The sequence below is a fragment of the Pseudomonas sp. JUb52 genome, from assembly GCF_004341115.1.
Classification (GTDB): domain Bacteria; phylum Pseudomonadota; class Gammaproteobacteria; order Pseudomonadales; family Pseudomonadaceae; genus Chryseomonas; species Chryseomonas oryzihabitans.
In genome coordinates this window covers 417,994-442,580 of sequence record NZ_SLYS01000004.1, presented here as the reverse complement: position 1 = coordinate 442,580, position 24,587 = coordinate 417,994, and the positions used below count along the sequence as shown (strand labels likewise).

Here is a 24,587-nt window from a genome sequence, read left to right as displayed (position 1 = left end):
AAGGGTGGAAACGGCTTGCCATCCTCCCCCGATGATCAGTCGGGGACTATGACCTCGCAAAGAGGCCTCAGTCGAGATACAAGGGTGGAAAACCGAGGAGCGTTTTCCACGCGGGTATCGTGCCGTCGTGGATGAGGCTGCGCTTATCCACCCTACGGAGTCGAGCGCATGCCGGTGGCTTCGCGCGGGGCGGTTCCCTCACCCCAGCCCTCTCCCAGGGGGAGAGAGGGCAGAGCGGTGCGGGTGCCGTACCGTCGTGGATGAGGCTGCGCCGTCATTCACCCTACGAAATCGAGCTCAGGCGAGCCTGTGGCTTTCCTAGGTTGGGTTGAGACGGCTCCACCGTCGAAGCCCAACACGGCGGAGTCGAGCCTATGCCGGTGGCTTCGCGCGGGGTGGTTCCCTCACCCCAGCCCTCTCCCGGAGGGAGAGGGGGCGGAGCAGGTGTCTGGCGTAGCGTGGAAAACCGCAGAGCATTTTCCACGCGCGTGCGCGCCGTCGTGGATGAGGCTGCGCCGTCATCCACCCTACGGAATCGAACGCAGGCCGGGCCTATGGCGTTCGTAGGTTGGGTTGAGACGGTTTCATCGTCGAAGCCCAACGCGGCGGAGTCGAGCCTATGCCGGTGGCTTCGCGCGGAGCGGATCCCTCACCCCAGCCCTTTCCCTGAGGGAGAGGGGGCGGAGCGGTTGCCGTGACTCCGTAGGCCGGTAGCTTCGCGCGGCGCGGCTTCCTCATCCCAACCCGCTTCCTACGCCTCCTGCGCCGCCCGGACCTCGGCGGTCAGGGCCTGGAGGCGGGCGTCGAGGGCATTGAGGGCGCCGGCGTCGGCGGCGGTGTCCAGGCTCAGGCGCAGGGCGGCCAGCACCAGCAACTCGGTGGCGTCGCCGCGGCGGCGGTCGCCCTGGATGGCGACCAGTTCGTCGCGCAGGCGGGCGGCGGCCTGTTGCAGGGCGGCGCGGTCGCCTTCGGCCACCTTGAAGCGGTAGCGGCGACCGAGCACCTCCACCTCGTCGTCGGCGCCCGTCTTGGCGGTCTTCACTCGACGCTGGCCGCGTGGCGCTGCTCGGCGTCGGCGGCCACGGCCTGCTCGACGGACTGCGCGGAGAGCAGGGCCAGCAGGCCTTCCACGCGCTGACGGGTGCTGGCGCCGTGTTCTTCCTGCTCCAGCAGACTCAGTTGCAGGGTGTCGTTTTCCTCGCGCGCGGCCAGCAGGGCCTGCTCCAGTTCCTGGGTGCGGGCGGTCAGGCGCTGGTTGCGCTGCAGCAGGTCGCGGATGGCGGTTTCCAGTTCGCTCAGGGTGTTGTCCAGCATGGGCGCGGTCGTCTCTCGTGTCAGGTTCGGGACTGCCATGGGGGCAGGGGTCAGCATTCTAGGCCTCTCACCGACCACCGGCACCCCATTCGTCGTGGGCTAAGCCCTTGTTTTGCCAAGAGGTTCACGGGGGCGGCCGGCGAGCTGACCGGCTGTCAGGCAGTTGTCAGCTTGCGCTAAGGGGGCCGTAAGGCAAGACGCCTTAGCCTGGGCTCATCGCGTCGGCTGTCCTGTCCCGGCGCCCCTCGCTTCGGATGAGCCGCCATGACCGATCTGTCCCAGAGCACCGCCCCGCGCCAGCTGGACGAGCCCTTCCTGCCGTTTTCCCGGCCCAGCATCGGCGCCGAGGAAGTGGCCGCGGTGAGCCAGGTGCTGACCTCGGGCTGGATCACCACCGGGCCCCAGGCCAACCTGCTGGAAGAGCGCTTCGCCGATTCGGTGGGCACCACCCATGCCGTGGCCCTGTGCTCGGCCACCGCCGCCATGCACGTGACCCTGCTGGCACTGGACATCGGCCCGGGCGACGAGGTGATCACCCCCTCGCTGACCTGGGTCTCCACCGCCAACATGATCACCCTGATCGGCGCCACCCCGGTGTTCGTCGACGTCGACCGCGACACCCTGATGGTCTCCGCCGAGCAGGTGGCCGCCGCCATCACCCCGCGCACCAAGGCCATCGTGCCGGTGCACTACGCCGGCGCCAGCTGCGACCTGGCCCCGCTGCGCGCCCTGGCCCGCGAGCATGGCGTGGCGCTGATCGAAGACGCCGCCCACGCCGCCGGTACCCGCTACCAGGGCGAGCCCATCGGCCAGCGCGGCACTGCCATCTTCAGCTTTCACGCCATCAAGAATCTGACCTGCGCCGAAGGCGGCATGCTGGTGACCGACGACGCCACCCTGGCCGAGCGGGTGCGCCGGTTGAAATTCCACGGCCTGGCAGTGGATGCCTTCGACCGCCAGACCTTGGGTCGCAAGCCCCAGGCCCAGGTGCAGGAACCCGGCTTCAAGTACAACCTTTCGGACATCCACGCCGCCCTGGCCCTGGTGCAGCTGGATCGCCTAGGCGACATCAACAGCCGTCGCCGCCTGCTGGCCCAGGCCTACACCCAGCGCCTGGCCCATCTGCCGGTCGCGCCCCTGGCGCTGCCCGACTACGCCCAGACCCACGCCTGGCACCTCTACATCCTGCGCATCTGCCCCGAGCGGTGCGGCCTGGAGCGCGAAGCCTTCATGGCCGGCCTCAAGGCGCGCGGCATCGGCACCGGCATCCATTTCACCGCCACCCACCTGCATCCCTGGTACCGCGAGCGCTGGCCCGAGCTGGCGCTGCCCAACAGCGAATGGAATTCGGCACGGCTGTGCTCCATCCCGCTGTTTCCCGACATGACCCTCGCCGACGTCGACCGCGTGGTCGGCACCATCGAAGACCTGCTGGAGAAAGGCGCATGAAGCCCTATGCCATCGACCGGGTATCCGTGGTGATTCCCGTCTACAACGAAGAAGCCAGCCTGCCGGAACTCTTGCGCCGCACCCGCGCCGCCTGCCGCCTGCTGGATTGCCAGGTGGAGATCATCCTGGTCGACGACGGCAGTCGCGACCGCAGCGCCGAGATCCTGCAGCGGGCCGCCAGCGAGCCGGACAGCCCGGTCGTGGCGGTGCTGCTCAATCGCAACTACGGCCAGCACTCGGCGATCCTCGCCGGCTTCGAGCAGGCCCGGGGCGATCTGATCATCACCCTGGACGCCGACCTGCAGAATCCGCCGGAAGAGATCCCGCGGCTGGTGCACACCGCCGCCCAGGGCTACGACGTGGTCGGCACCGTGCGCCAGCAGCGCCAGGATTCCTACCTGCGCACCCTGCCGTCGCGGCTGATCAATCGCGCCGTACAGCGCTCCACCGGCGTCGCCATGCGCGACTACGGCTGCATGCTGCGCGCCTATCGCCGCCAGGTGGTGCAGTCGATGCTGGCCTGCCACGAGCGCAGCACCTTCATCCCGATCCTGGCCAACAGCTTCGCTCACCACACCACCGAGATCGAGGTGGCCCACGCCGAGCGCGAACACGGGGATTCCAAATACGGCTTCCTCAAGCTGATCAACCTGATGTTCGACCTGCTGACCTGCATGACCACCACCCCGCTGCGCATGCTCAGCCTGTTCGGCGGTGGCCTGGCGGTCTTCGGCTTCCTCTTCGCCGCGCTGCTGCTGGTGCTGCGCGTCACCCACGGCGCCGAGTGGGCGGCCGATGGCGTGTTCTCGCTGTTCGCCGTGCTGTTCATCTTTACCGGCGCCCAGTTCGTCGGCCTCGGTCTGCTCGGCGAGTACCTCGGCCGGGTGTACCACGACGTCCGTGCCCGGCCCCGGTTCCACGTGGAACAAGTGATCCGCGCCGCCACCCTTTCTCCTTCGCCGGCGCCGCTGCGCCAGGTCCAGTAACAGGAAAGCCCCTGATGAAAACCGCCATCGTCTTCGCCTACCACGACATCGGCTGCGCCGGCCTCGCCGCGCTGATCCAGGCCGGCTATCCCATCGCCGCCGTCTTCACTCATCCGGATGACCCGAGCGAAAACCGCTTCTTCGGTTCGGTGGCCCAGCTCTGCGCCCGCCACGGCATCCCGGTGCACGCGCCGGAAGACGTCAACCACCCGATCTGGGTCGAGCGCATCCGCGCCCTGGAGCCGGATTTCATCTTCTCCTTCTATTACCGCAACCTGCTGTCGGGCGACGTCCTGGCCTGCGCCAAGCGCGGCGCCTACAACCTGCACGGTTCGCTGCTGCCGCGCTATCGCGGTCGCGCCCCGGCCAACTGGGTGCTGGTCAATGGCGAGACCGAGACCGGCGTGACGCTGCACCGCATGGTCCAGCGCGCCGACGCCGGCGCCATCGTCGCCCAGCAGCGCGTCGCCATCGCCGCCGACGACACCGCCCTGACCCTGCACGCCAAGCTGCGCGAAGCCAGCCAGACGCTCCTGCGCGACAGCCTGCCGGCCCTGGCCGAAGGCCGGCTGACCGAGCGCGAGCAGGACGAGAGCCAGGCCACCACCTTCGGCCGCCGTAGCGCCGCCGATGGCGAGCTGGAGTGGAGCCGTCCGGCCGTGGAACTGGGCAACCTGGTACGCGCCGTGACCCAACCCTATCCGGGCGCCTTCGGCTGGATCGGTGACCGCAAGCTGATCGTCTGGAGCGCCCTGGCCCGCCAGGAAAGCCATGACCAGACCCCCGGCAGCGTGCTGAGCCTGGAGCCCCTGCGCATCGCCTGTGGCGAGGGCGTCCTGGAAATCCAGGCCGGCCAGCTGGGCGACAACGGCCTCTATCTGTCCGGTCCGCAACTGGCCCGCGAAGCCGGCCTGGTGGCCGGTGCCCGCCTGCATCGCCAGGATCGCCGCGCCAAGCGCCGCACCCGGGTGCTGATCCTGGGCGTCAACGGCTTCATCGGCAACCACCTCTCCGAGCGCCTGCTGGCCGACGGCGAGTACGAGGTCTATGGCCTCGACATCGGCTCCGATGCCATCGAGCGGCTCAAGGCCAATCCGAATTTCCACTATGTGGAAGGCGACATCTCCATCCACACCGAGTGGCTGGAATACCACATCAAGAAGTGCGACGTGGTGCTGCCGCTGGTGGCCATCGCCACCCCCATCGAATACACCCGCAATCCGCTGCGCGTGTTCGAACTGGACTTCGAGGAAAACCTCAAGATCGTTCGCCACTGCGTGAAATACGGCAAGCGCGTGATCTTCCCGTCCACCTCCGAGGTGTACGGCATGTGCCAGGACGAGCGTTTCGACGAAGACCGCTCCAACCTGGTGGTCGGCCCGATCAACAAGCAGCGCTGGATCTATTCGGTCTCCAAGCAGCTGCTCGACCGGGTCATCTGGGCCTATGGCGCCAAGGGCCTGAAATTCACCCTGTTCCGTCCGTTCAACTGGATGGGCCCGCGCCTGGATCGTCTGGACTCGGCGCGCATCGGCAGCTCCCGCGCCATCACCCAGCTGATCCTCAACCTGGTGGAAGGCACTCCGATCAAGCTGGTCGACGGGGGCGCCCAGAAGCGCTGCTTCACCGACGTCGACGACGGCATCGAGGCGCTGTTCCGCATCATCGAGAACCAGGGCGGTCGCTGCGACGGCCAGATCGTCAACATCGGCAACCCGGACAACGAAGCGAGCATCCGCGAACTGGCCGAAGAGCTGCTGGCGCAGTTCGAGGCCCATCCGCTGCGCCATGAATTCCCGCCCTTCGCCGGCTTCCGCGAGGTGGAGAGCAAGAGCTTCTACGGCGACGGCTACCAGGACGTGGCCCACCGCAAGCCCAGCGTGGAAAACGCCCGTCGCCTGATCGACTGGCAGCCGACCACCGCCATGGCCGCCACCGTCGGCAAGACGCTGGACTTCTTCCTGCGCGAAGCCCTGGCGCAGCGGGAGGCCTGATGAACACCCTGATCCCGGCCAGCCTGCGCATCGACGTGGACACCTATCGCGGCACCCGCGAAGGGGTACCGCGGCTGCTCGACCTGCTGGACGAAGCCGGGGTCAAGGCCACCTTCTTCTTCAGCGTCGGGCCGGACAACATGGGGCGCCACCTCTGGCGCCTGGTGAAGCCCACCTTCCTGTGGAAGATGCTGAGGTCCAAGGCCGCCAGCCTCTATGGCTGGGACATCCTGCTGGCCGGCACCGCCTGGCCGGGTCGGCCCATCGGTCGCGACCTCGGTCACCTGATGCGCGAGACCCGCGCCCGCGGCCACGAGGTCGGCTTGCACGCCTGGGACCACCACGCCTGGCAGGCCCATACCGGCAGCTGGAGCCTGGAGCGCCTGGGCGCCGAATTCGGCCGTGGCCTGCAGGCCCTGGAAGACATCCTCGGCGCCAGGGTCGACTGCTCCGCCGCCGCCGGCTGGCGCGCCGATCCGCGCGTGGTGCTGGCCAAGGAGGCCTTCGGCCTCAGGTACAACAGCGATTGTCGCGGCAGTGCGCTGTTTCGCCCGCGGCTGGGCAACGGCAGCCACGGCACCCCCCAGGTGCCGGTGGACATGCCGACCTTCGACGAGGTGGTCGGCCCGGAACTGGCCGCCGGTGACTGGAACAGCTATCTGCTCAAGCGCTTCCGTCCGGGGGCGCTCAACGTCTACACCCTGCACGCCGAGGTGGAAGGCATCGCCTTCGCCGACGACTTCCGCGCCCTGCTCAAGGCCGCGCGGGAGCAGGGCATCCTGTTCCTGACCCTGGGCGACCGCCTGCCGGCCGATCCGCGCCAGTTGCCCGCGGGCAACCTGGTGCGTGGCAGCCTGGCCGGCCGCCAGGGCTGGCTGGGCGTGCAGGCATGAGTCGGCGTCGCCTGTGGATGCTGCTGCCGCTGGCGCTGCTGGCCTATGCCCTGCCGCTGGCCTGGCGCGGCCTGTGGATTCCGGACGAGTCGCGCTATGCGCAGATCGCCCAGGAGCTCTGGCGGCGTGGCGACTGGGTGGTGCCGCACTTCCTCGGCCTGCCCTATTTCGAGAAGCCCATCGGCGGCTACTGGACCCAGGCCATCGCCCAGGCCTGGCTCGGTGACTCGCTGTTCAGTGTGCGCCTGGTGCCACTGCTGGCCAGTCTGGCCACCGCCGCCCTGGTGGTGCGCCTGACCCGGCTGATCTGGCAGGACCGCCCGCTGGCGCTGCTCGCCGGGGTGGTCTATCTCTCCTGCGTGGCCGTGGCGGGGCTGGCCACCTACGTGACCCTCGACGCCCAGTTCGCTTTCTGGATGGCCCTGGCGCTGCTCGCGCTCTGGCAGGCCCAGGCCGCCGAGACCCGCGGCGCGGCCCTGGTGCAATGGGCGCTGCTGGGGCTGGCCTGTGGCTGCGGCCTGCTGACCAAGGGCTTTCTCGCCCTGGTGCTGCCGGTGCTGGTAGCCGTGCCCTTCTTCATCCTGCAGCGGCGGCTGGGCGAGTTGCTCTGCCGCGGTCCCCTGGCGGTGCTGGTGGCGATCCTGGTGGTGGCCCCCTGGGCGCTGCTGGTGGCCCAGCGCGATGCGGATTTCTGGAATTTCTTCTTCTGGCACGAGCACATCCAGCGTTTCGCCGGCCAGGATGCCCAGCACGAGCGGCCGTTCTGGTTCTATGGCCCGGTGCTGCTGCTGGCCATCCTGCCCTGGGCCGGCCTCCTGCCGCGTACCCTGGGCCAGCTCTGGCAGGACCGGCGTCACCGCGGCACCGCCTTCCTCGGCATCGCCGTGGTCGGCCAGCTGCTGTTCTTCAGCCTCAGCCGCGGCAAGCTGCCGACCTACCTGCTGCCGACCCTGGCCGCCCTGGTGCCGCTGCTGGCGCGCACCCTGCAGGAGGCGGGCCGGCGCGGCGCCACCGGTGCCCTGCGCCTGAACGGCCTGTGCAATCTGCTGCTGGGCCTGGCCGGCCTTGCCGCCCTGCTGATCTATGGCGGTCGCCTCTATGAGAGCGGCGAAGGCCTGACCCGCGCCCTGGCCCTGCTGGCGCCCCTGGCGCTGCTGCTGGCCGGCCTGGCCGCGCTGGTCTGGCCGCGGCGCACCCTGCTGGCGCCGGCCCTGGCGCTCTGGGTGCTGCTGCCGCTGCTGTCCATCGCCCTGCCCAACGGCCTGGTCGACAACAAGCTGCCGAGCACCTTCATCCAGGCCCAGCTCGGCCACTTCAAGAATGCCGGCCTGCTGGTCAGCAACGACCTCGGCGTAGCCGCCAGCCTGGCCTGGGCCACCCACCGCGATGACGTGGTGCTGGTGGGCGGTCCGGGCGAACTCAAGTACGGCTTCGCCCGTGAGCCGGCCAGCGGCCGGCTGATCGAAGAGCGCGACCTGGCCGCCTGGCTCGCCGCCCATCGCGACCAGGGTCCGGTGGCCATCCTCCTGCGGGTCGACGGTCCCAGCGATCGCCAGCTGCTCGACAGCCTGCCCGAGCCCGGCGAGAGCATCGCCAGCGAGCGCCTGGTGCTGCTGGTCTATCCGAGGCCGACGCCATGACCGCCCTCGACGGCCTGCTGATCGCGGTGGTGATCGGCCTCACCAGCGCCGGCCAACTGGGCCAGAAGCGCGCGGTAGCCGCCGGCAATGCCCTGGCCGCACGCCTGCGCTCGCCCTGGCTGTGGGGCGCCCTGGTCTGCCTGGGCCTGGCCCTGCTGGTCTGGTGCGCGGTGCTGCAGCGGGTGCCGGTGGGCGTCGCCTATCCCCTGCTGTCGCTCAACACCCTGGCGGTAACCCTGCTGGCGCGCCTGGTGTTCGGCGAGGTGGTGGACGCCCGCGCCTGGTGTGGCTGCCTGTGCATCGTCGCCGGCGCCGCGCTGCTGGGTGGCCAGCTATGAACGGCCTGCTGCCCCTCGGCCTGAGCATCCTGCTCACCACCCTGGCGCAACTCGCCCTGCGCGCGGCGCTGGTGCGGCTGCCGGCCATGGCCAGCTGGGCCGGCGCGCCCGCGGCGCTGCTGAGCGCGGCCGGGCTGCTGCTGGCCCTGGGCATCCTCTGCTACGGCCTGTCGCTGCTGGCCTGGCTGGCCGCCCTGGCGCGCCTGCCGCTGGGTCGCGCCTATGCGGCGCTCGGCCTCTCCTACGTCTTCGTCCACCTCGGCGCGGCCTGGCTGCCAGGCGCCGCCGAATCCTTCACCCCCTGGAAAACCCTGGGCGTCGCGCTGGTGGTGGCCGGCGTCGCCCTCGTCGGCGGGCCCCGCGCCAGCGCCGCTCCCACCCTGAGGAATACCCTATGAACATCAGCGTTTTCGGCATCGGCTACGTGGGTCTGGTGCAGGCCGCCGTGCTGGCGGAAGTCGGCCACCAGGTGGTGTGCATGGACATCGACCGCGCCAAGATCGACAAGCTCAAGCGCGGCGAGGTGACCCTCTATGAGCCGGGTCTGGAAGATCTGGTACGCAGCAACTTGGCCGCCGGCCGCCTGGTGTTCACCCACGAGGCCGCCGAGGCCGTGGCCCATGGCGCCGTACAGTTCATCGCCGCGGGCACCCCGCCGGCCGCCGATGGTTCGGCCGATCTGTCCGCCGTCTTCTCCGTGGCCGAGACCATCGCCCGCCTGCGGCGCGAGCCGCTGATCGGCCAGCCGGTCTCCCGCGATCCGCTGCTGGTGGTGAACAAGTCCACCGTGCCGGTGGGTACTGGCGACCGTGTCCGCGCGCTGATCCACGAGGTGCTCGCCGAAGAGGGCCGCACCCTGCACGTGGAGGTGGTCTCCAATCCGGAGTTCCTCAAGGAAGGCGCGGCCATCGCCGACTGCAAGAAGCCCGATCGCATCGTGGTGGGTACCGACTCGCCCGTGGCCCGCGACGTGATGCGCGAACTCTATGCGCCCTTCAACCGCAACCATGACCGCATCCAGTGCATGGACCTGCGCAGCGCCGAGCTGGCCAAGTACGCCGCCAACAGCCTGCTGGCGGTCAAGATCAGCTTCATCAACCAGATCGCCGAGCTGGCCGAGCACGTCGGCGCCGACATCGAGGCGGTGCGCCAGGCCATCGGTGCCGATCCGCGCATCGGCCACCACTTCATCTACCCGGGCTGCGGCTACGGCGGCTCCTGCTTCCCCAAGGACCTGCAGGCACTGATCCGTACTGGCGAGGAAAACCAGGTGGAGCTGGACCTGCTGCGCGCCGTGGAAGCCATCAACGTGCGCCAGAAGACCAAGCTGTTCGAGCGCATCAACACCTACTTCGACGGTGACCTGCGCGGCCGCACCTTCGCCCTCTGGGGTCTGGCCTTCAAACCCAACACCGACGACATGCGCGATGCGCCCAGCCGGGTGCTGATGGAAGCCCTCTGGGCAGCCGGCGCCAAGGTACGCGCCTTCGATCCGGTGGCCATGGCCGAGGCCCAGCGCCTCTATGGCCACGACGAGCGCCTGGCGTTGATGGGCACCCCCGAGGCCGCCCTGGCCGGGGCCGATGCCCTGGTCATCTGCACCGAGTGGCAGCAGTTCAAGGCGCCGGACTTCGATCTGATCGCCCGCCAGCTCAACCAGCCGGTGATCTTCGACGGGCGCAACCTGTTCGATCCCGAGCGCATGGAGCGTCGCGGCATCGAGTACTTCGCCATCGGCCGTGGCGCCGCCCTGGGCGGTCCCCAGGTCACCCGCCGCGTGGACGCCGCCTGATGGTCTCGCCCATGCCCCTGACTCCACGCAGCGCGCCGCTCGCCGCGCTGCCGGCTGCCAGTCGCCTGCGCCGCGAAAGCCTGCTGCTCGGGGTGGTCGCCACCCTGATGTTCACCCTCGGCATCTGGAACCAGGCGCCCCAGGGCTTCGACGGTCGCTGGGCGGTCTTTCTCGGCGAGATGTTTCGCCATGGCCCGTCCTTTTTCGCCACCACCTACGGCCAGCCCTATCCGGACTATCCCGGCACCGCCACGTGGCTGAGCTGGCTGGCCGCGCGGGTGATCGGCGCGCCCAATCACCTGGCCAACGTGCTGCCCACCGCCCTGGCCTCGGCCGCGGTGCTGGCGCTGACCTATCGCCTGCTGGCCGATACCCGCCGCGCCTGGGCGCTGCTCACGGTGCTGCTGGTGGCCCTAACTCCGCAGTGGCTGGAAAAGGCCCGCGCGGTCTGCCTGGACCAGCTGGTCGCCCTGGTGGTGCTGCTCTGCTTCTACCTGCTCTACAGCGCCGACCGTGACGGTCGCCCGCTGCGCCGCCTGCTGGTGCTGCCGCTGTTCGCCCTGGGCTTCGCCATCCGTGGTCCGCTGGGCCTCATCGAGCCCTGCGGCGTGGTCTGCCTCTACTGGCTGGTGGTGGCCTGGGGCGAACCGGCCCGGCGCACCCTCGCCCTGCAGCGCCTGTTCGGCTACGGCCTGGCCGGTCTGGCGCTGCTCGCCCTCGGCTGGTGGACGCTGATCCAGCTCGCCCACCACGAGGGTGGGGCGGATTTCGCCGCCGAGGTCTGGCACATGCAGGTCACCGGCCGGCTGGACGAGAGCGGCAAGCCGTTCTGGTTCTATCTGCAGCTGGGGCTCTATCGCTATCTGCCGGTGCTGCCGCTGGCGCTGCTGGTGCTGGCGGCCGAGCGCCGCCGCCTGCTGGCCTGGCCGCACACCGCCCAGCGCCGGCTGCTGCTGGGGCTGGCCGGCAGCGGTCTGCTGATCTTGGTCGGGTTGTCCATCCCGCACTTCAAGCGCGCCTACTATGTGGTGCCCATGGTGCCCTTCCTGGCCGCCCTCGCCGCCCATGGCCTCCTGCGCGCCGAGGGCGGGTTCCGCCGCATCGCGCCGGTCTACACCGCGCTGGTGCTGGCGCTGCCCGGGCTGGCGCTGGTGGCCATGCTGGTCTGTCGTCACCTCTGGCAGCGCCACGGCTACTGGCCGGATGTCTCCCTGGCGCTGCTGGTGCCGGCCTTCGTCCTGCTGCAGATCGCCGCCCTGGTCAGCTGGCGCCGGCTGGACGGCAGTCGCCGCCTGCTGACGCTGAGCGCCCTGGCGCTGGCCGCCCAGTGGCTGATGCTGGTCACGGTGGTGGAGCCGGCCCAGGACCTGCAGTACGACACCCGCGGCTTCGTCCAGCAGGTGGAAGGTCTACGCCAGCAGCAGCCGGGTCCCCTGGTGTTCTTCGGCCTCGGCCAGGACAGCTGGGCGATCCGCTACATGATGAACCTGGACCACGACGAGCAGCCGATCTTCATCGCCCGGCCGCAGGTCGCGGACCTGGCGCACCTGCCGTCCGGCGCCTGGATCATCCTCGCCCGCGACGACCGCGAATTGCTGGCGGGCACCCCGCTGGCCGACCTCACCCCGGTGCTGGGGCGCCGCCTCAACGGCAATCCCTGCCTGGTGTATCGCCTGCCCTGAAGTCCCCGGAGCCGCTCGCCCTAGCGAGCGGCTCCGGCGTCTCGCGAGAACTCCAGGATGCGGTTGCGCCCCTGCTCGGCGACCAGGTAATGACCGTCGCCGCGCGGGATCAGTGTCTGCGCCGAGCGCAGGTGCGAGAGCACCGTGACCAGGCGGCCATCGGGCTGCACCAGCAGCACCCGGGCGCCGTGGGTGGCGTCTTCGGTGATCCACAGGCCATCGGCCGAGCACTGCACGAAACCGGGCGCATCGAGGCCCGAAGCCACCAGGGTATCGGTACCCCCGGGCTGCCACTGCTTGACCCAGCCCTTGGCCTTTTCGGTATAGAACAGCCGGCCATCCGGGCAGCGCGCCACCCCTTCGCCTTCTTCCAGGCCGTCGCGCAGCACCGCCAGGCGACGCTGCTGCGGGTCGTAGCTGAGCAGGCGACCGGGGGGGGCAGGTCCTCGATGGCATAGAGGGTCTGGCCATCGGTGGCGACGCCCTCGACGTCGTTGCCGTCGAATAGAGACTGGTGCTGGCCATCGCGCAGGAGAAACACCGGCAGCGGTCCGCCTTCCTGGCTGACCACCAGGCCGCCCTGGAACATGACCAGGCCATCGGGCTTGGACAACTCGCCCAGCACCGGCTGCCGCTCGCCATTGTCCAGCAGCCGCAGCAGGCTGCCGCGGCGACTGGAAAATTCCTGGGTCACGAACAGGCTGCCATCGGCGTCCAGGGCCAGGGCGCTGACCATGGGGATGTCGGTGGCGACTTCCCGATAGCGCCAGCCTTCGGCCGCACTGACCGGGTAGAAATGCCGCCAGACCGGATAGGCGAAGCCCGCGGCCAGCACGGCGACGCCCAGCGCCAGACCCTGACACCAGCCCAGGCGCGGAACACGACGCATGGCGATATCTCTGTGGCTGAACGTTGACCGGGCAGTCTAGCGGCCCGGGCGTGAAGAATCCGTCGCCGGCACCCTGGGTGCCGGCGGGGAGGGGGCCTCAGGCGACGAGGAAGGCCTCGGTCAGCTTGACCCAGTAGCGCGCGCCCACCGGCAGCAGGGCGTCGTTGAAGTCATAGGCCGGGTTGTGCAGGTTGGCGCTCGGGCCGTTGCCGACGAACAGGTAGCAACCGGGCACCTGCTGCAGCATGTAGGCGAAGTCCTCGCTGGCCGGGATGGGCGCGAAGGGGTGCAGGGCCTCGGCGCCAAAGTGCTCGACTGCCACCTGGCGGGCGAAGGCGGTGGGGCCGTCGTGGTTGACCAGCACCGGATAACCGCGCTGATAGTCCAGCTCGGCGGTGGCGCCGAAGCTTTCCGCCTGGGCGCGCACCAGGGCGCCGATGCGTTGCTCCAACAGGTCGCGGGTGCTGTCCTGGAAGGCGCGGATGGTGAGCTTCATCTCCACCGCGTCGGGAATGACGTTGGAAGCCTCGCCGCCGTGGATGCTGCCCACGGTGATCACCGCCGTATCCAGCGGCGCCACGTTGCGCGAGACCACGGTCTGCAGCGCCATCACCGTGGCCGCGCTGGCGACGATGGGATCGACCGCCTTGTCCGGCACCGCGCCGTGGCCGCCCTGGCCGCGGATGCGCAGGAGGGCGGTATCGGACGAGGCCATGGCGGCGCCGTCGACAAAGCAGAACTTGCCGGTGGGCACGCCGGGCATGTTATGCAGGCCGAACACCTGGTCGCAGGGAAACAGCTCGAAGAGGCCGTCCTGCATCATCTTCAGGGCGCCGCCCAGGCCTTCCTCGGCCGGCTGGAAGATCAGGTGCAGGGTGCCGTCGAAGGCGCGGGTCTCGGCCAGGCAGCGGGCGGCGGTGAGCAGGGTGGTGGTGTGGCCGTCGTGACCGCAGGCGTGCATGCGCCCCGGGTGCTGGCTGGCGTAGTCGAGGCCGGTGGTCTCCAGGATCGGCAGGGCGTCCATGTCGGCGCGGATGCCCAGCACCTTGCTGCCGCTGCCGGCGCGCAGGGTGCCGACCACCCCGGTGCCGCCCAGCCCGCGATGGACCTCGTAGCCCCAGCCGGCGAGGGCGGCGGCCACCAGGTCGCTGGTGCGCTGTTCCTGGTAACCCAGTTCGGGATGGCGGTGGATGTCGCGGCGCAGGGCGACCATGTCCGGCAGGTAGCCGGCGATATGACGGGCGGTGGCGTCTTGATCCGCAGCGGTGGCAAGGCTCATGGCGATCTCTCTCAATCCAGGTGGCGTTCGGGATAGCTCAGCAGTGCCAGCCATCCTATCAGCAGCATGCCGATCAGGTACCAGGCCGGGGCGAGCGGGCTGCCGGTGGCGCCGATCAGCCAGGTGGCGATGAACTGGGCGGTGCCGCCGAACAGGGTCACCGCCAGGGCGTAGGTCATGGCCAGGCCCGTGGCGCGCACCGGGCGCGGCAGGCCGGCGAGGATCAGCAGCAGTCCGGCGGTCATATTGACGCTCATGGCGGTGATCACCACGAAGCGGGCGGCAAAGGCCAGGCCCTGGGTGGTGGGGTCGTTCAGCCAGACGAAGGCCGGGTAGATGCCCAGCAAGGCCACCGCCAGGCTGATAAGGGCCACCGGCTTGTAGCGACCGAAGCGATCCAGCAGCAGTCCGGCGGCCAGGGCCGCGGCCATCTGCACGGCGCTGGAGGCCACCCCGGCCAGATAGGCGCTGGTGGCCGGCAGGCCGACGATGCGGGTCATGTAGGTGGGCATGTAGAACTGCATCAGATAGGTCAGCAGGGTGGCCGACATCACGATCAACAGGCCCAGGCCGAAGCGCCGCGGGTGCTCGCGCAGGAAGGCCCGCACCGGACCGCCCTCGACCGAGCCGGCGCCGCTCCAGGTCTCGTCCACCTGGCGGCGGATATAGAGGCCGACCGGGATGATCAGCAAACCGACCAGGAAGGGGATGCGCCAGCCCCAGGCGTGCAGCTCGGCCTCGGACAGGCTGCGGGTGAGTAGGGCGCCCAGGCCGGCGCCGAGCAGGGCGCTGCCGCCCTGGCTGATCACCTGCCAGCTGACGTGGAAGCCACGCCGGCCGGGGCTGGCCGATTCCAGCAGCAGGGTGGTGGCGGCGCCGATCTCGCCGCCGGCGGAGAAGCCCTGCAGCAGGCGCCCCAGCAGCAGGATCAGCGGCGCGGCGATGCCGATCTGGGCGTGGGTCGGGGTAAAGGCGATCAGGGCGCTGCCCAGGCCCATCAGCGAAATGGTCAGCAGCATGGCCTGCTTGCGCCCGTGGCGGTCGGCATAGGCGCCCAGCACCATGCTGCCCAGGGGGCGCATGACGAAGCCGACGCCAAAGACGCCAACCGCCATCAGCAGGGAGCCGTAGGGCGTATCCGAAGGGAAATACAGCTGGCCGATGATGGCGGCGAAAAAGCTGAAGACGGTGAAGTCGAACATCTCCAGGCCGTTGCCGAGACTGGCCGCGGCGATCAGCTTGGCCCGCGAGGGCGTGGCGACCGTGCTGGCGGGGGCCGCGTCGGCACGGGAGGAGGACGTCGGAAGAGCCTGGGCCATGGTGCGTTCCTCTGCACTGAGATGAATGCTTAGCTATGCAAATGACGGTCCGAGCCGCGCGGGCCGCGTGCCTGGGCGGTCGTGGCGGGGCCGGAGACCGGGCGTGCGCCAGGGTGGTGCAGCGCAGGCCCTCTTGCAGCCTAGTCGAACCTGCCGGCGCGGCTGGCACTTGCTCATAAATCCGTCACAATGCGCGCCTAGAGTGCCGGCTTGCGCCTGAGCGTCGCCGGCCCAGGCCTGTCACCCATCTCCGCGAGGAATCCGGCATGGACATCAAAGGTCCGCTGACCGCTGTGGCGCTTGCCCTGGCGCTAGGTGGCACGACCGCTCGGGCCGAGGGCGTCGACCCGGCCATCCCCGACTACCAGAAGGTGAGCGGGATCTCTGGCAACTTGTCGAGCGTGGGCTCCGATACCCTGGCCAATCTGGTGACGCTCTGGGCCGAGAGCTACAAGCGCGAGTATCCCAACCTCAATATCCAGATTCAGGCGGCCGGTTCGTCCACGGCGCCCCCGGCGCTGACCGAGGGCACCGCCAGCATCGGACCCATGAGTCGCAAGATGAAGGACGCCGAGCTGCAGGCCTTCGAGCAACGCTTCGGCTACCCGCCCACCGCGGTGCCGGTCGCCATCGATGCCCTGGCGATCTTCGTCAACAAGGACAATCCCCTGCGGCAGCTGACCCTGGAGCAGGTCGATGCGATCTTTTCCAGCACCCGGCTCTGCGGCGGTCCGCGCGAGCTCAAGACCTGGGGCGACCTGGGCCTGACCGGCGACTGGGCCAAGCGGCCGATCCAGAGGTTCGGGCGCAATTCGGTGTCGGGCACCTACGGCTACTTCAAGGAAGCGGCGCTGTGCCGTGGCGACTTCCGCGCCAACGTCAACGAGCAGCCCGGCTCGGCCTCAGTGGTCCAGGCCATCAGCCAGTCCCTGGGTGGCATCGGCTACTCCGGCATCGGCTACCAGACCGCCAGCGTCCACACCCTGGCGCTGGCCCGCCAGGGCACCACCGACTTCGTCGAGGACAACCAGGAAAACACCCTCTCCGGGCGCTACCCCCTGGCGCGCTATCTCTACGTCTATGTGAACAAGGCGCCCAATCGCCCGCTCAACCCCCTGGAAGGGGAATTCCTGCGGCTAATCCTCTCGCGCAGCGGCCAGGAAGCCGTGGTCAAGGACGGTTATATCCCCTTGCCGACGGCGGTGGTGCAGCAGGCCCTGAAGACCCTGGGCTACTGAGCGCCCGGCACCCTGCGCCCGTCCCGGGCGTAGCGCCTCTGGCCGTCCATTCGCTGTAACCTTTCTGTCACACGACGTGATTAGGCTCTGCGCCATGAAATCCCCGGTACCTCCGTCCCCGCCCGATCCTCGCGGCCCTGCTCGGCTGGACTTCAACACGCCTGCACTGCGCCGGCGGCGGCGCTGGCGGGCCCTGCAGGATCGCCTGATACGGGGCTCGGTGCTGGCTGGTGGCCTGGCCGTGCTGGCCACCATCACCCTGATCTTCTTCTATCTGGCCTATGTGGTGCTGCCGCTGCTGCGCGGCGCCAGCCTCGAGGCCCAGCCGCTGCCCCAGCCCGATTGGCTGGCGACTGCCGGGGCGCCGCTGCTGTTGGGCATCGACGAACAGAATCGCCTCGGTCTGCACCTGTCCCCGGCCGGCGAAGCCATCTTCTTTACCCTAGCCGACGGCCAGGCAGTCATGCGCGAGCGCCTGCCGCTGCCGCCCGGCGTCACCGTCAGCAGCCAGGCCCAGGACGCCCCCCGCGGGCTGATCGCCCTGGGCCTGTCCGATGGTCGCGTGCTGGTGGCGCACAAGCGCTATGTTTCCCGTTATTCCCAGGGCAACCGGGTCATCACCCCGGAACTGGACTTTCCCTACGGGCGCGAGCCCCTGGACCTGGGCGCTTCGCGTAGCGCTCTGGAGCGCGTCGCCATCGCCGGTGACGAGGATCTGCTGGTGCTGGCCGGTGCCCAGGGCAACCGGGTGACCGCGCTGCGCCTGTCCGGGCTGGCCGCGCCGGTGACCGGTGGCGCGGCCACGCCGGTACGCACCTCGCTCTCCCTCGGACCACTCAACACCGCGGCCAAGGCGCTCTACCTCGACCCTCGCGGCCACTGGCTCTATGCCCTCAATGGTCGCGCCCAGGCGGACGTCTTCGACCTGCGCGACGGCAGTCTCAACGGCCACTACAAGCTGCTCGACGCGGCCGACGACGAGGTCACCGCCAGCGCCCAGCTCCTGGGCGGCGTGTCCCTGCTGGTGGGTACCGCCAAGGGCGGCATCGGCCAGTGGTTCATGGTCCGTGGCCAGGACGGCGAGCCGGTGCTGCGGCACATCCGCAGCTTCCAGCTGGGTACGGCGCCCATCGTCCAGCTGGTGGCCGAGCAGCGGCGCAAGGGCTTCCTGGCGCTGGATGCCACGGGCGAGCTGGGGGGCTTCCACAGCACCGCCGGGCGCACCCTGTTGCGCGAGCAGATCGCCCCCGCCGCCGGGGTGCTGGCGCTGTCGCCGCGCGCCGATCGGCTGCTGCTGGAGGAAAACGGCCGGCTGCTCGGCTTCCGCCTGGACAATCCGCACCCGGAGGTCTCCTGGTCGGCGCTCTGGGGCAAGGTCTGGTACGAGAATTACGAAGCGCCGGCGCGGGTCTGGCAGTCCAGCGCCGCCACCGCGGACTTCGAACCCAAGCTGAGCCTGGCACCGCTGACCTTCGGCACCCTAAAGGCGGCCTTCTACGCCATGCTGTTCGCCGCGCCCCTGGCCATCGCCGCAGCGGTCTATACCGCCTACTTCATGGCGCCGCGCATGAGACGCACGGTCAAGCCGGTCATCGAGCTGATGGAAGCCCTGCCCACGGTGATCCTCGGCTTCTTCGCCGGGCTGTTCCTCGCGCCCTTCGTGGAAAATCACCTGCCGGGGCTGTTCAGCCTGCTGTTGCTCCTGCCACTGAGCATTCTCGCCGCGGGCTTTGGCTGGTCGCGGCTGCCGCTGACGCTGCGCGAGCGCATCCCGGAAGGCTGGGAAAGCCTGCTGCTGTTGCCGGTGGTGCTGCTGACCATCGCCCTGGCGCTGTGGCTCAGTCCCTGGCTGGAGGGCCTGCTCTTCGCCGGTGACCTGCGCCTCTGGCTGAGCCAGACCCTGGGCATCGCCTACGACCAGCGCAACGCCCTGATCATTGGCCTGGCCATGGGCTTCGCGGTCATCCCCAATATCTTCTCCATCGCCGAAGACGCCATCTACAGCGTGCCGCGCAGCCTGACCCTGGGCTCGCTGGCGCTGGGCGCCACTCCCTGGCAGACCCTGGTGCGGGTGGTGCTGCTCACTGCCAGCCCGGGCATCTTCTCGGCGCTGATGATCGGCCTCGGCCGCGCCGTGGGCGAGACCATGATCGTACTCATGGCCACCGGCAACACCCCGATCATGGATGCCAACCTGTTCGAGGGCATGCGCACCCTGGCGGCCAACATCGCCGTGGAGCTGCCCGAATCCGAGGTGGGCGGCACCCATTACCGGCTGCTGTTCCTGGCCGCCCTGGTGCTGCTCAGCTTCACCTTCCTGATGAACACCCTGGCCGAACTGATTCGCCAGCGGCTGAGGAAAAAATATGCGGCCCTCTAGCGCTGGCACGCCGCCAGGGCAGGGCGCCGGGCAGCGACGCTCCCTGGGCGCCTGGCTGCGCGGCGGCGCGCCCGGGGTCTGGCTCAGCGCCGGCGCCGTGGCCATCGCCGTGCTCATGACCCTGGGCCTGATCGGCATCCTCGCCGTGCGCGGCCTGGCGCACTTCTGGCCGGCCGAGGTGGTGCAGGCGCGCTACACGCCGCCGGGCCTGGAACCGCGCCTGGTACTCGGCCAGGTGGTGGACCAGGAGACGATACCGGCCGAGCGGCTGCGCAGCGCCGGGGTGACCCTGCCGACGGATAGCGGCGAAACCCTGACCCGCGAACTCTTCAAGCTGGGCAATCGCGACCTCTATGGCAGCGATTTTGTCTGGCTGGTCGGCGACTGGCTGCGGGATCGCCAGACCCCAGCCGATGCCCTGGTGCTTGAGCGCCGCGAATGGGGCAACTTCTACGGTTATGCGCTGGAGGTGCGCGAAGAGGGGCGCCAGGTGGCCAAGGGCGCCGCGGCCGTGCCCGAGCTGCAGCGCCGCCTGCTGCGCACCCGCGACCTGAGCGACCGCCTGGAGCGCCTCGAAAAGCAGGACATCGGCAGCGTCAACTACGCCCTGGAGCGGCTGCGCTTGGAGGGCCGCGGCCTGGAGCTGGACGGCCGTCTCGACGCTACCTCCCAGGCCGATCTCGCCGCCCGTCGCGCCGAGCTCGAAGCCCGTTACGACGGCCTGGAAGACCAGTTGGCCAGCCTGCGCCAGGAACGCCGGCGCGACAGCGTGGTGCTGCGCGACGTCGAAGGCCGCACCCTGGAACTCAATCTGTCGCGCATCGTGCGCGCCTACCAGCCCAACGCCATGGGCCTGGGCGCCAAGCTCGGCTTCTATGGCAGCAAGCTGTGGGAATTCCTCAGCGCCGATCCGCGCGAGGCCAACACCGAGGGCGGCGTCTTCCCAGCCATCTTCGGCACCGTGATGATGACCCTGCTGATGGCGGTGATCGTCACCCCCTTCGGCGTCATCGCCGCCATCTACCTGCGCGAATACGCCCGCCAGGGTCCGCTGACCCGCACCATCCGTATCGCGGTCAACAACCTCGCCGGGGTGCCGGCCATCGTCTATGGCGTCTTCGGCCTGGGTTTCTTCGTCTATGTGCTGGGTGGCTCCCTGGATCAGCTGTTCTTCCAGGCCAGCCTGCCCACGCCGACCTTTGGCACCCCGGGGCTGCTGTGGGCTTCGCTGACCCTAGCGATCCTCGCCGTGCCGGTGGTGATCGTCGCCACCGAAGAAGGCCTGGCGCGCATTCCCCGCAGCATCCGCGAGGGGTCCCTGGCGCTGGGCGCGACCCAGGCCGAGACCCTGTGGAAGGTGGTGCTGCCGCTGGCCAGTCCGGCGATGATGACCGGGCTGATCCTGGCCGTGGCCCGCGCCGCCGGCGAGGTGGCGCCTCTGATGCTGGTGGGGGTGGTCAAGCTGGCGCCCTCGCTGCCGCTGGACGGCAACTATCCCTATCTGCACCTGGATCAGAAGATCATGCACCTGGGCTTCCATATCTATGACGTCGGCTTCCAGAGCCCCAACGTGGAAGCCGCCCGCCCGCTGGTCTATGCCACCGCGCTGCTGCTGGTGCTGGTGATCGCCGGGCTGAACCTGTCCGCCGTGTTCCTGCGCAACCGGCTGCGCGAAAAGTACCGGCTGCTGGAAGACTAGCGCCTCGGAGAACCCATGCCTTCCGATTCCTCCATCTTCAGAACCGCCGCCGCCTACGCGGCCAGCGCCCAGCCTGCGGCGAGCGAAGGTGGCGTGGCCCTGTCGGTGCCGCGGCTCAATCTGTTCTACGGCAAGAAGCAGGCCCTGCAGGACATCGCCCTGGAGATCCCGCGCCAGCGAGTCACCGCCTTCATCGGCCCCAGCGGCTGCGGCAAGTCGACGCTGCTGCGCTGCTTCAATCGCATGAACGACCTGGTGGAAGACTGCCGCATCGACGGCGAGATCCTGCTCGACGGCCAGAACATCTATGCCCGCGGCACCGAGATCGCCGAGTTGCGGCGGCGTGTGGGCATGGTGTTCCAGAAGCCCAATCCCTTTCCCAAGAGCATCTATGAGAATGTCGTCTACGGCCTGCGCATCCAGGGCATCAAGCAGAAGCGGGTGCTCGACGAGGCGGTGGAGTGGGCGCTGCATGGCGCGGCGCTGTGGGACGAGGTCAAGGATCGCCTGCACGAGTCGGCCCTGGGCCTTTCCGGCGGCCAGCAGCAGCGGCTGGTGATCGCCCGCACCATCGCCGTGCAGCCCGATGTGCTCCTGCTCGACGAACCCTGTTCGGCGCTGGACCCCATTTCCACCCTCAAGGTGGAGGAGCTGATCCACGAACTGAAACAGCGCTACACCATCGTCATCGTCACCCACAACATGCAGCAGGCGGCGCGGGTCTCCGACTACACCGCCTTCATGTACATGGGCCAGCTGGTCGAACACGGCGACACCGACACCCTCTTCACCAACCCGGCGAAGCGGCAGACCGAAGACTACATCACCGGCCGCTACGGCTAGTTCCAGGCAGGCCGGTGCCCCACCCGGCGACTCGCTCCTCTCAGGCAGGACTGACAGCATGATCAACAAAGAAGGCCACACGCAGCACATCTCCCAGCAATACAACGTCGAACTGGAAGAGGTCCGCAGCCACCTGCTGGCCATGGGCGGTCTGGTGGAAAAGCAGGTCAGCGACGCCGTGCGCGCGGTGATCGACGCCGATGCCGGGCTGGCGCGCCAGGTGCGCACCATCGACGACCAGATCGACATCATGGAGCGCGGCATCGACGAGGAATGCCTGCGCATCCTCGCTCGCCGTCAGCCTGCGGCCTCCGATCTGCGCCTGATCATCAGCATCTCCAAGTCGGTGATCGACCTGGAGCGTATCGGCGACGAGGCCTCCAAGATCGCCCGTCGCGCCATCGAGCTGACCGAGGACGGCGAGGCCCCCCGCGGCTACGTCGAGGTCCGCCACATCGGCGAGCAGGTGCGCAAGATGGTCCACCAGGCGCTGGACGCCTTTGCCCGCTTCGACGCCGAACTGGCCCTCTCGGTGGCCCAGTACGACAAGCTGATCGACCGCGAATACAAGTCCGCCCTGCGCGAACTGGCCACCTACATGATGGAAGACCCGCGCTCCATCTCGCGGGTGCTGAGCATCATCTGGGTGCTGCGCTCCCTGGAGCGGGTCGGCGACCATGCGCGCAACATCGCCGAACTGGTGATCTACCTGGTGCAGGGTACCGACGTACGGCACATGGGCCTCAAGCGCATGGCCGAAGAGGTCAATCGGTCGCGCGAATGATCCGCCCGGTCACTCCCCGGGTGGCGTGCCGAACCTGCCTGCTATGCTGGAAGACTTGGCATGGAGTGACCGATGAGCAAGTTGAACGTACTGGTGGTGGATGACGCGCCCTTCATTCGCGATCTGATCAAGAAGGGCCTGCGCAACCTGTTTCCCGGGCTGACGGTGGACGAGGCGGCCGATGGTCGCCGCGCCCAGACGATGCTCGGCAAGCAGCGCTTCGACCTCATCCTCTGCGACTGGGAAATGCCCGGCATGACCGGTCTGGAACTGCTGAGCTGGTTTCGCGCCCAGCCGGACCACAAGGGCGTGCCCTTCATCATGGTCACCAGCCGCGGCGACAAGGAAAACGTCGTCCAGGCCATCCAGGCCGGCGTGTCCGACTACATGGGCAAGCCCTTCTCCAACGAACAGCTGGCGGCCAAGGTCAAGAAGGCCCTGCAGCGCACCGGCAAGCTCGCCGAGTTGCAGGCCGGCGCCCAGCCGCGCCCGGCCACCGGCTTCGCCAATGATTCCCTCGGTGCCCTGACCGCCGGCCGCAGCGACGTGGTCCAGCCCACCGCCGCACCGGTCGCGGCGCCGGCTGCCGCCTCCAGTGCCGCCCTGCTCACCGGCAGCGCGCCGCCGCCACCCGCCCGTGGCAAGCCCGCCGCCAACTTCGGTCAGGGCCAGCTGCGCCTGCCCAACGCCAGCATGGCCTGTCTGATCAAGGCCATCAGCATCAAGGAAGCCCTGCTGGTGGTGCGCCGTGGCGATCCGCTGCCGCAGATCCTGGAAACCGCCGTGCTCGACCTGGAGCAGGGCGAAGACGGCAATGACGTGGCGCGTCTCAATGGCTATCTGCATTCTCTCAGCGCGGTGGAAGCGACGCCGGCCAGCGAGTGGGTGCAGGTCAACTTCCGCTTCATCGATCGGGACCCGGCCAAGCTCGACTACCTGTCGCGACTGATCGCCAAGGGCACCGCCCAGCGGCACTACGTGCCGGGCGCCTAGGGCGGGGCAGCGCGATGAAGGGCCTGGCACGGAGACTGCTTCGCGCTGAGACACCGCGGATTTCTGACGCCCTGCCCATGCCACTCGCCTGTCGCCTGCTGCTGCTGTCGCTCGCCCTCTCGGGTCCCGCCCTGGCGGCGCCCATCTACAAGTACGTCGATGCCAACGGCGTGGTCACTTACACCGACAAGGCGCAGAAGGGCGCCAAGGTGATGACCTTCAGCGACGATCCCATCGAGCGGCTCGACCAGCGGGTCAAGCTGCAGCCGCGGCACTATGCCGGCGGCACGGTGCTGGAGGTGCGCAACGACAGCTTCCTGCCGGTGACCGTCACCCTGCGCCTTTCGGCGCTGCAGAACGTCAGCGGGGTGGGCGAGGCGCCCATTCGCAAGGTCCTGCCGGCGCGTAGCCTGACGCGCCTGGCGACCTTAATCGCGCCCGACCCGGGCCGTCCGCAGCGCTATACCCCCCAGCTCACCACCCTGATGGGCAGTGCCACGCCGGTCTTCGCCTCCGGTTTCGCCTATCCGCTGCCCTGGCTGGGCGGGCCGTTCAACGTCAGCCAGGGCGCCGGTGGCGGCTTCAGCCACAACACGCCCAAGAGTCGCTATGCGGTGGACATCGCCATGCCCGAGGGCACGCCCATCGTGGTCTCGCGCGCCGGCCAGGTGGTAGAAGTGGAAAACGACCAGGACGGGCGCGGCAATCACCCCTCCGGCAACTTCGTGCGCATCCTCCATGACGACGGCACCATGAGCGTCTATCTGCACCTGCAGCGCGGTTCGATCAAGGTCGCCGAAGGCCAGTGGGTGCGCACCGGCCAACCCCTGGCGTCTTCGGGCAACACCGGGCGCAGCACCGGGCCCCACCTGCACTTCGTGGTCCAGCGCAACACCGGCGAGGCGGTCGAATCCATTCCCTTCCGCTTCGCCCAGGCGGTGGACAGCCTGCCGAACTTCGCCGTCGGCGGACCTTGAGAGCCTGTTCAAAGGCTGCTGCGCGTCGGCCAAACGGCGTTGAAAAGCCCTTCGGAATGCTCATTTACCATCTGTAAACTCCGCTTCCTTAGGGCTTT

22 protein-coding genes are annotated in these 24,587 nt (G+C 69.1%); 17 read left to right on the top strand and 5 right to left on the bottom strand.

All coding sequences use genetic code 11. The features are described 5' to 3' along the window. Window positions 1-751: 751 nt before the first annotated feature. Complete coding sequence (gene zapA, locus EC839_RS09895) at window positions 752-1,042, bottom strand: cell division protein ZapA (RefSeq protein ID WP_007161496.1); 291 nt, start codon at window positions 1,040-1,042, stop codon at window positions 752-754. Further along, complete coding sequence (locus EC839_RS09890; RefSeq protein ID WP_007161495.1) at window positions 1,039-1,314, bottom strand: hypothetical protein; 276 nt, start codon at window positions 1,312-1,314, stop codon at window positions 1,039-1,041. Before EC839_RS09890 ends, zapA begins: the two co-directional genes overlap by 4 nt. Window positions 1,315-1,614: 300 nt before the next feature. Between EC839_RS09890 and arnB the strand changes: the two genes are divergently transcribed. Genes arnB through EC839_RS09845 form a run of 9 tightly spaced genes read left to right on the top strand, consistent with a single transcriptional unit; the run spans window position 1,615 to window position 12,088 of the window. After that, window positions 1,615-2,763 carry a UDP-4-amino-4-deoxy-L-arabinose aminotransferase gene (gene arnB, locus EC839_RS09885; RefSeq protein WP_132832527.1) on the top strand — a complete coding sequence of 383 codons (1,149 nt, stop codon included), beginning with the start codon at window positions 1,615-1,617 and terminating at the stop codon, window positions 2,761-2,763. After that, the gene (gene arnC, locus EC839_RS09880; protein ID WP_007161493.1) at window positions 2,760-3,749 is read left to right on the top strand and encodes an undecaprenyl-phosphate 4-deoxy-4-formamido-L-arabinose transferase; all 990 of its coding nucleotides are present in this window, start codon (window positions 2,760-2,762) and stop codon (window positions 3,747-3,749) included. The genes arnB and arnC overlap by 4 nt, the downstream gene beginning before the upstream one ends. A gap of 14 nt (window positions 3,750-3,763) precedes the next feature. After that, on the top strand, window positions 3,764-5,743 hold the full coding sequence (gene arnA / locus EC839_RS09875) for a bifunctional UDP-4-amino-4-deoxy-L-arabinose formyltransferase/UDP-glucuronic acid oxidase ArnA (RefSeq protein ID WP_007161492.1): 1,980 nt from the start codon (window positions 3,764-3,766) through the stop codon (window positions 5,741-5,743). 11 nt (window positions 5,744-5,754) lie between these two features. Continuing rightward, complete coding sequence (gene arnD / locus EC839_RS09870) at window positions 5,755-6,636, top strand: 4-deoxy-4-formamido-L-arabinose-phosphoundecaprenol deformylase (protein ID WP_039976030.1); 882 nt, start codon at window positions 5,755-5,757, stop codon at window positions 6,634-6,636. After that, complete coding sequence (gene arnT / locus EC839_RS09865) at window positions 6,633-8,276, top strand: lipid IV(A) 4-amino-4-deoxy-L-arabinosyltransferase (RefSeq protein WP_256681059.1); 1,644 nt, start codon at window positions 6,633-6,635, stop codon at window positions 8,274-8,276. The genes arnD and arnT overlap by 4 nt, the downstream gene beginning before the upstream one ends. Further along, on the top strand, window positions 8,273-8,614 hold the full coding sequence (locus EC839_RS09860) for an EamA family transporter (RefSeq protein ID WP_007161489.1): 342 nt from the start codon (window positions 8,273-8,275) through the stop codon (window positions 8,612-8,614). The genes arnT and EC839_RS09860 overlap by 4 nt, the downstream gene beginning before the upstream one ends. Further along, complete coding sequence (gene arnF / locus EC839_RS09855; RefSeq protein WP_007161488.1) at window positions 8,611-9,012, top strand: 4-amino-4-deoxy-L-arabinose-phosphoundecaprenol flippase subunit ArnF; 402 nt, start codon at window positions 8,611-8,613, stop codon at window positions 9,010-9,012. Before EC839_RS09860 ends, arnF begins: the two co-directional genes overlap by 4 nt. Next, on the top strand, window positions 9,009-10,406 hold the full coding sequence (locus tag EC839_RS09850) for a UDP-glucose/GDP-mannose dehydrogenase family protein (RefSeq protein WP_132832525.1): 1,398 nt from the start codon (window positions 9,009-9,011) through the stop codon (window positions 10,404-10,406). Before arnF ends, EC839_RS09850 begins: the two co-directional genes overlap by 4 nt. Beyond that, window positions 10,406-12,088, top strand: coding sequence for a glycosyltransferase family 39 protein (locus EC839_RS09845; RefSeq protein WP_007161486.1), 1,683 nt, complete (start codon window positions 10,406-10,408; stop codon window positions 12,086-12,088). Before EC839_RS09850 ends, EC839_RS09845 begins: the two co-directional genes overlap by 1 nt. Window positions 12,089-12,108: 20 nt before the next feature. On the opposite strand, the gene EC839_RS24505 is transcribed toward EC839_RS09845, so the two are convergent. After that, on the bottom strand, window positions 12,109-12,477 hold the full coding sequence (locus EC839_RS24505) for a hypothetical protein (RefSeq protein ID WP_007161485.1): 369 nt from the start codon (window positions 12,475-12,477) through the stop codon (window positions 12,109-12,111). A 125-nt stretch (window positions 12,478-12,602) separates the two neighbouring features. On the opposite strand from EC839_RS24505, the gene EC839_RS24500 reads away from it, so the two are divergent. Next, the gene (locus EC839_RS24500) at window positions 12,603-13,004 is read left to right on the top strand and encodes a hypothetical protein (RefSeq protein WP_237709565.1); all 402 of its coding nucleotides are present in this window, start codon (window positions 12,603-12,605) and stop codon (window positions 13,002-13,004) included. A gap of 70 nt (window positions 13,005-13,074) precedes the next feature. Here EC839_RS24500 and EC839_RS09835 read toward each other — a convergent pair whose 3' ends face one another. After that, window positions 13,075-14,256, bottom strand: a complete 1,182-nt coding sequence (locus EC839_RS09835) for a M20 aminoacylase family protein (RefSeq protein WP_007161484.1) — start codon at window positions 14,254-14,256, stop codon at window positions 13,075-13,077. A gap of 11 nt (window positions 14,257-14,267) precedes the next feature. Next, window positions 14,268-15,575 carry an MFS transporter gene (locus tag EC839_RS09830; protein ID WP_007161483.1) on the bottom strand — a complete coding sequence of 436 codons (1,308 nt, stop codon included), beginning with the start codon at window positions 15,573-15,575 and terminating at the stop codon, window positions 14,268-14,270. A gap of 266 nt (window positions 15,576-15,841) precedes the next feature. Between EC839_RS09830 and EC839_RS09825 the strand changes: the two genes are divergently transcribed. The 7 genes from EC839_RS09825 to EC839_RS09795 all read left to right on the top strand — a co-directional run bounded on the left by EC839_RS09825 (window position 15,842) and on the right by EC839_RS09795 (window position 24,489). Beyond that, window positions 15,842-16,813 carry a PstS family phosphate ABC transporter substrate-binding protein gene (locus EC839_RS09825; protein ID WP_007161482.1) on the top strand — a complete coding sequence of 324 codons (972 nt, stop codon included), beginning with the start codon at window positions 15,842-15,844 and terminating at the stop codon, window positions 16,811-16,813. Window positions 16,814-16,907: 94 nt separating this feature from the next. Then, on the top strand, window positions 16,908-19,193 hold the full coding sequence (locus EC839_RS09820) for an ABC transporter permease subunit (protein ID WP_051119475.1): 2,286 nt from the start codon (window positions 16,908-16,910) through the stop codon (window positions 19,191-19,193). Beyond that, a complete protein-coding gene (gene pstA / locus EC839_RS09815) occupies window positions 19,180-20,892 on the top strand; it encodes a phosphate ABC transporter permease PstA (protein ID WP_007161480.1) in 1,713 nt (570 codons plus the stop codon). Before EC839_RS09820 ends, pstA begins: the two co-directional genes overlap by 14 nt. Before the next feature lie 15 nt (window positions 20,893-20,907). Further along, window positions 20,908-21,735, top strand: coding sequence for a phosphate ABC transporter ATP-binding protein PstB (gene pstB / locus EC839_RS09810; RefSeq protein ID WP_007161479.1), 828 nt, complete (start codon window positions 20,908-20,910; stop codon window positions 21,733-21,735). A 58-nt stretch (window positions 21,736-21,793) separates the two neighbouring features. Continuing rightward, the gene (gene phoU, locus EC839_RS09805) at window positions 21,794-22,519 is read left to right on the top strand and encodes a phosphate signaling complex protein PhoU (RefSeq protein WP_007161478.1); all 726 of its coding nucleotides are present in this window, start codon (window positions 21,794-21,796) and stop codon (window positions 22,517-22,519) included. 72 nt (window positions 22,520-22,591) lie between these two features. Next, window positions 22,592-23,512, top strand: coding sequence for a response regulator (locus EC839_RS09800; RefSeq protein WP_007161477.1), 921 nt, complete (start codon window positions 22,592-22,594; stop codon window positions 23,510-23,512). Window positions 23,513-23,589: 77 nt separating this feature from the next. Further along, entirely contained in the window at window positions 23,590-24,489 is a 900-nt protein-coding gene (locus EC839_RS09795) for a M23 family metallopeptidase (protein ID WP_007161476.1), read from the top strand. Window positions 24,490-24,587 lie beyond the last annotated feature (98 nt).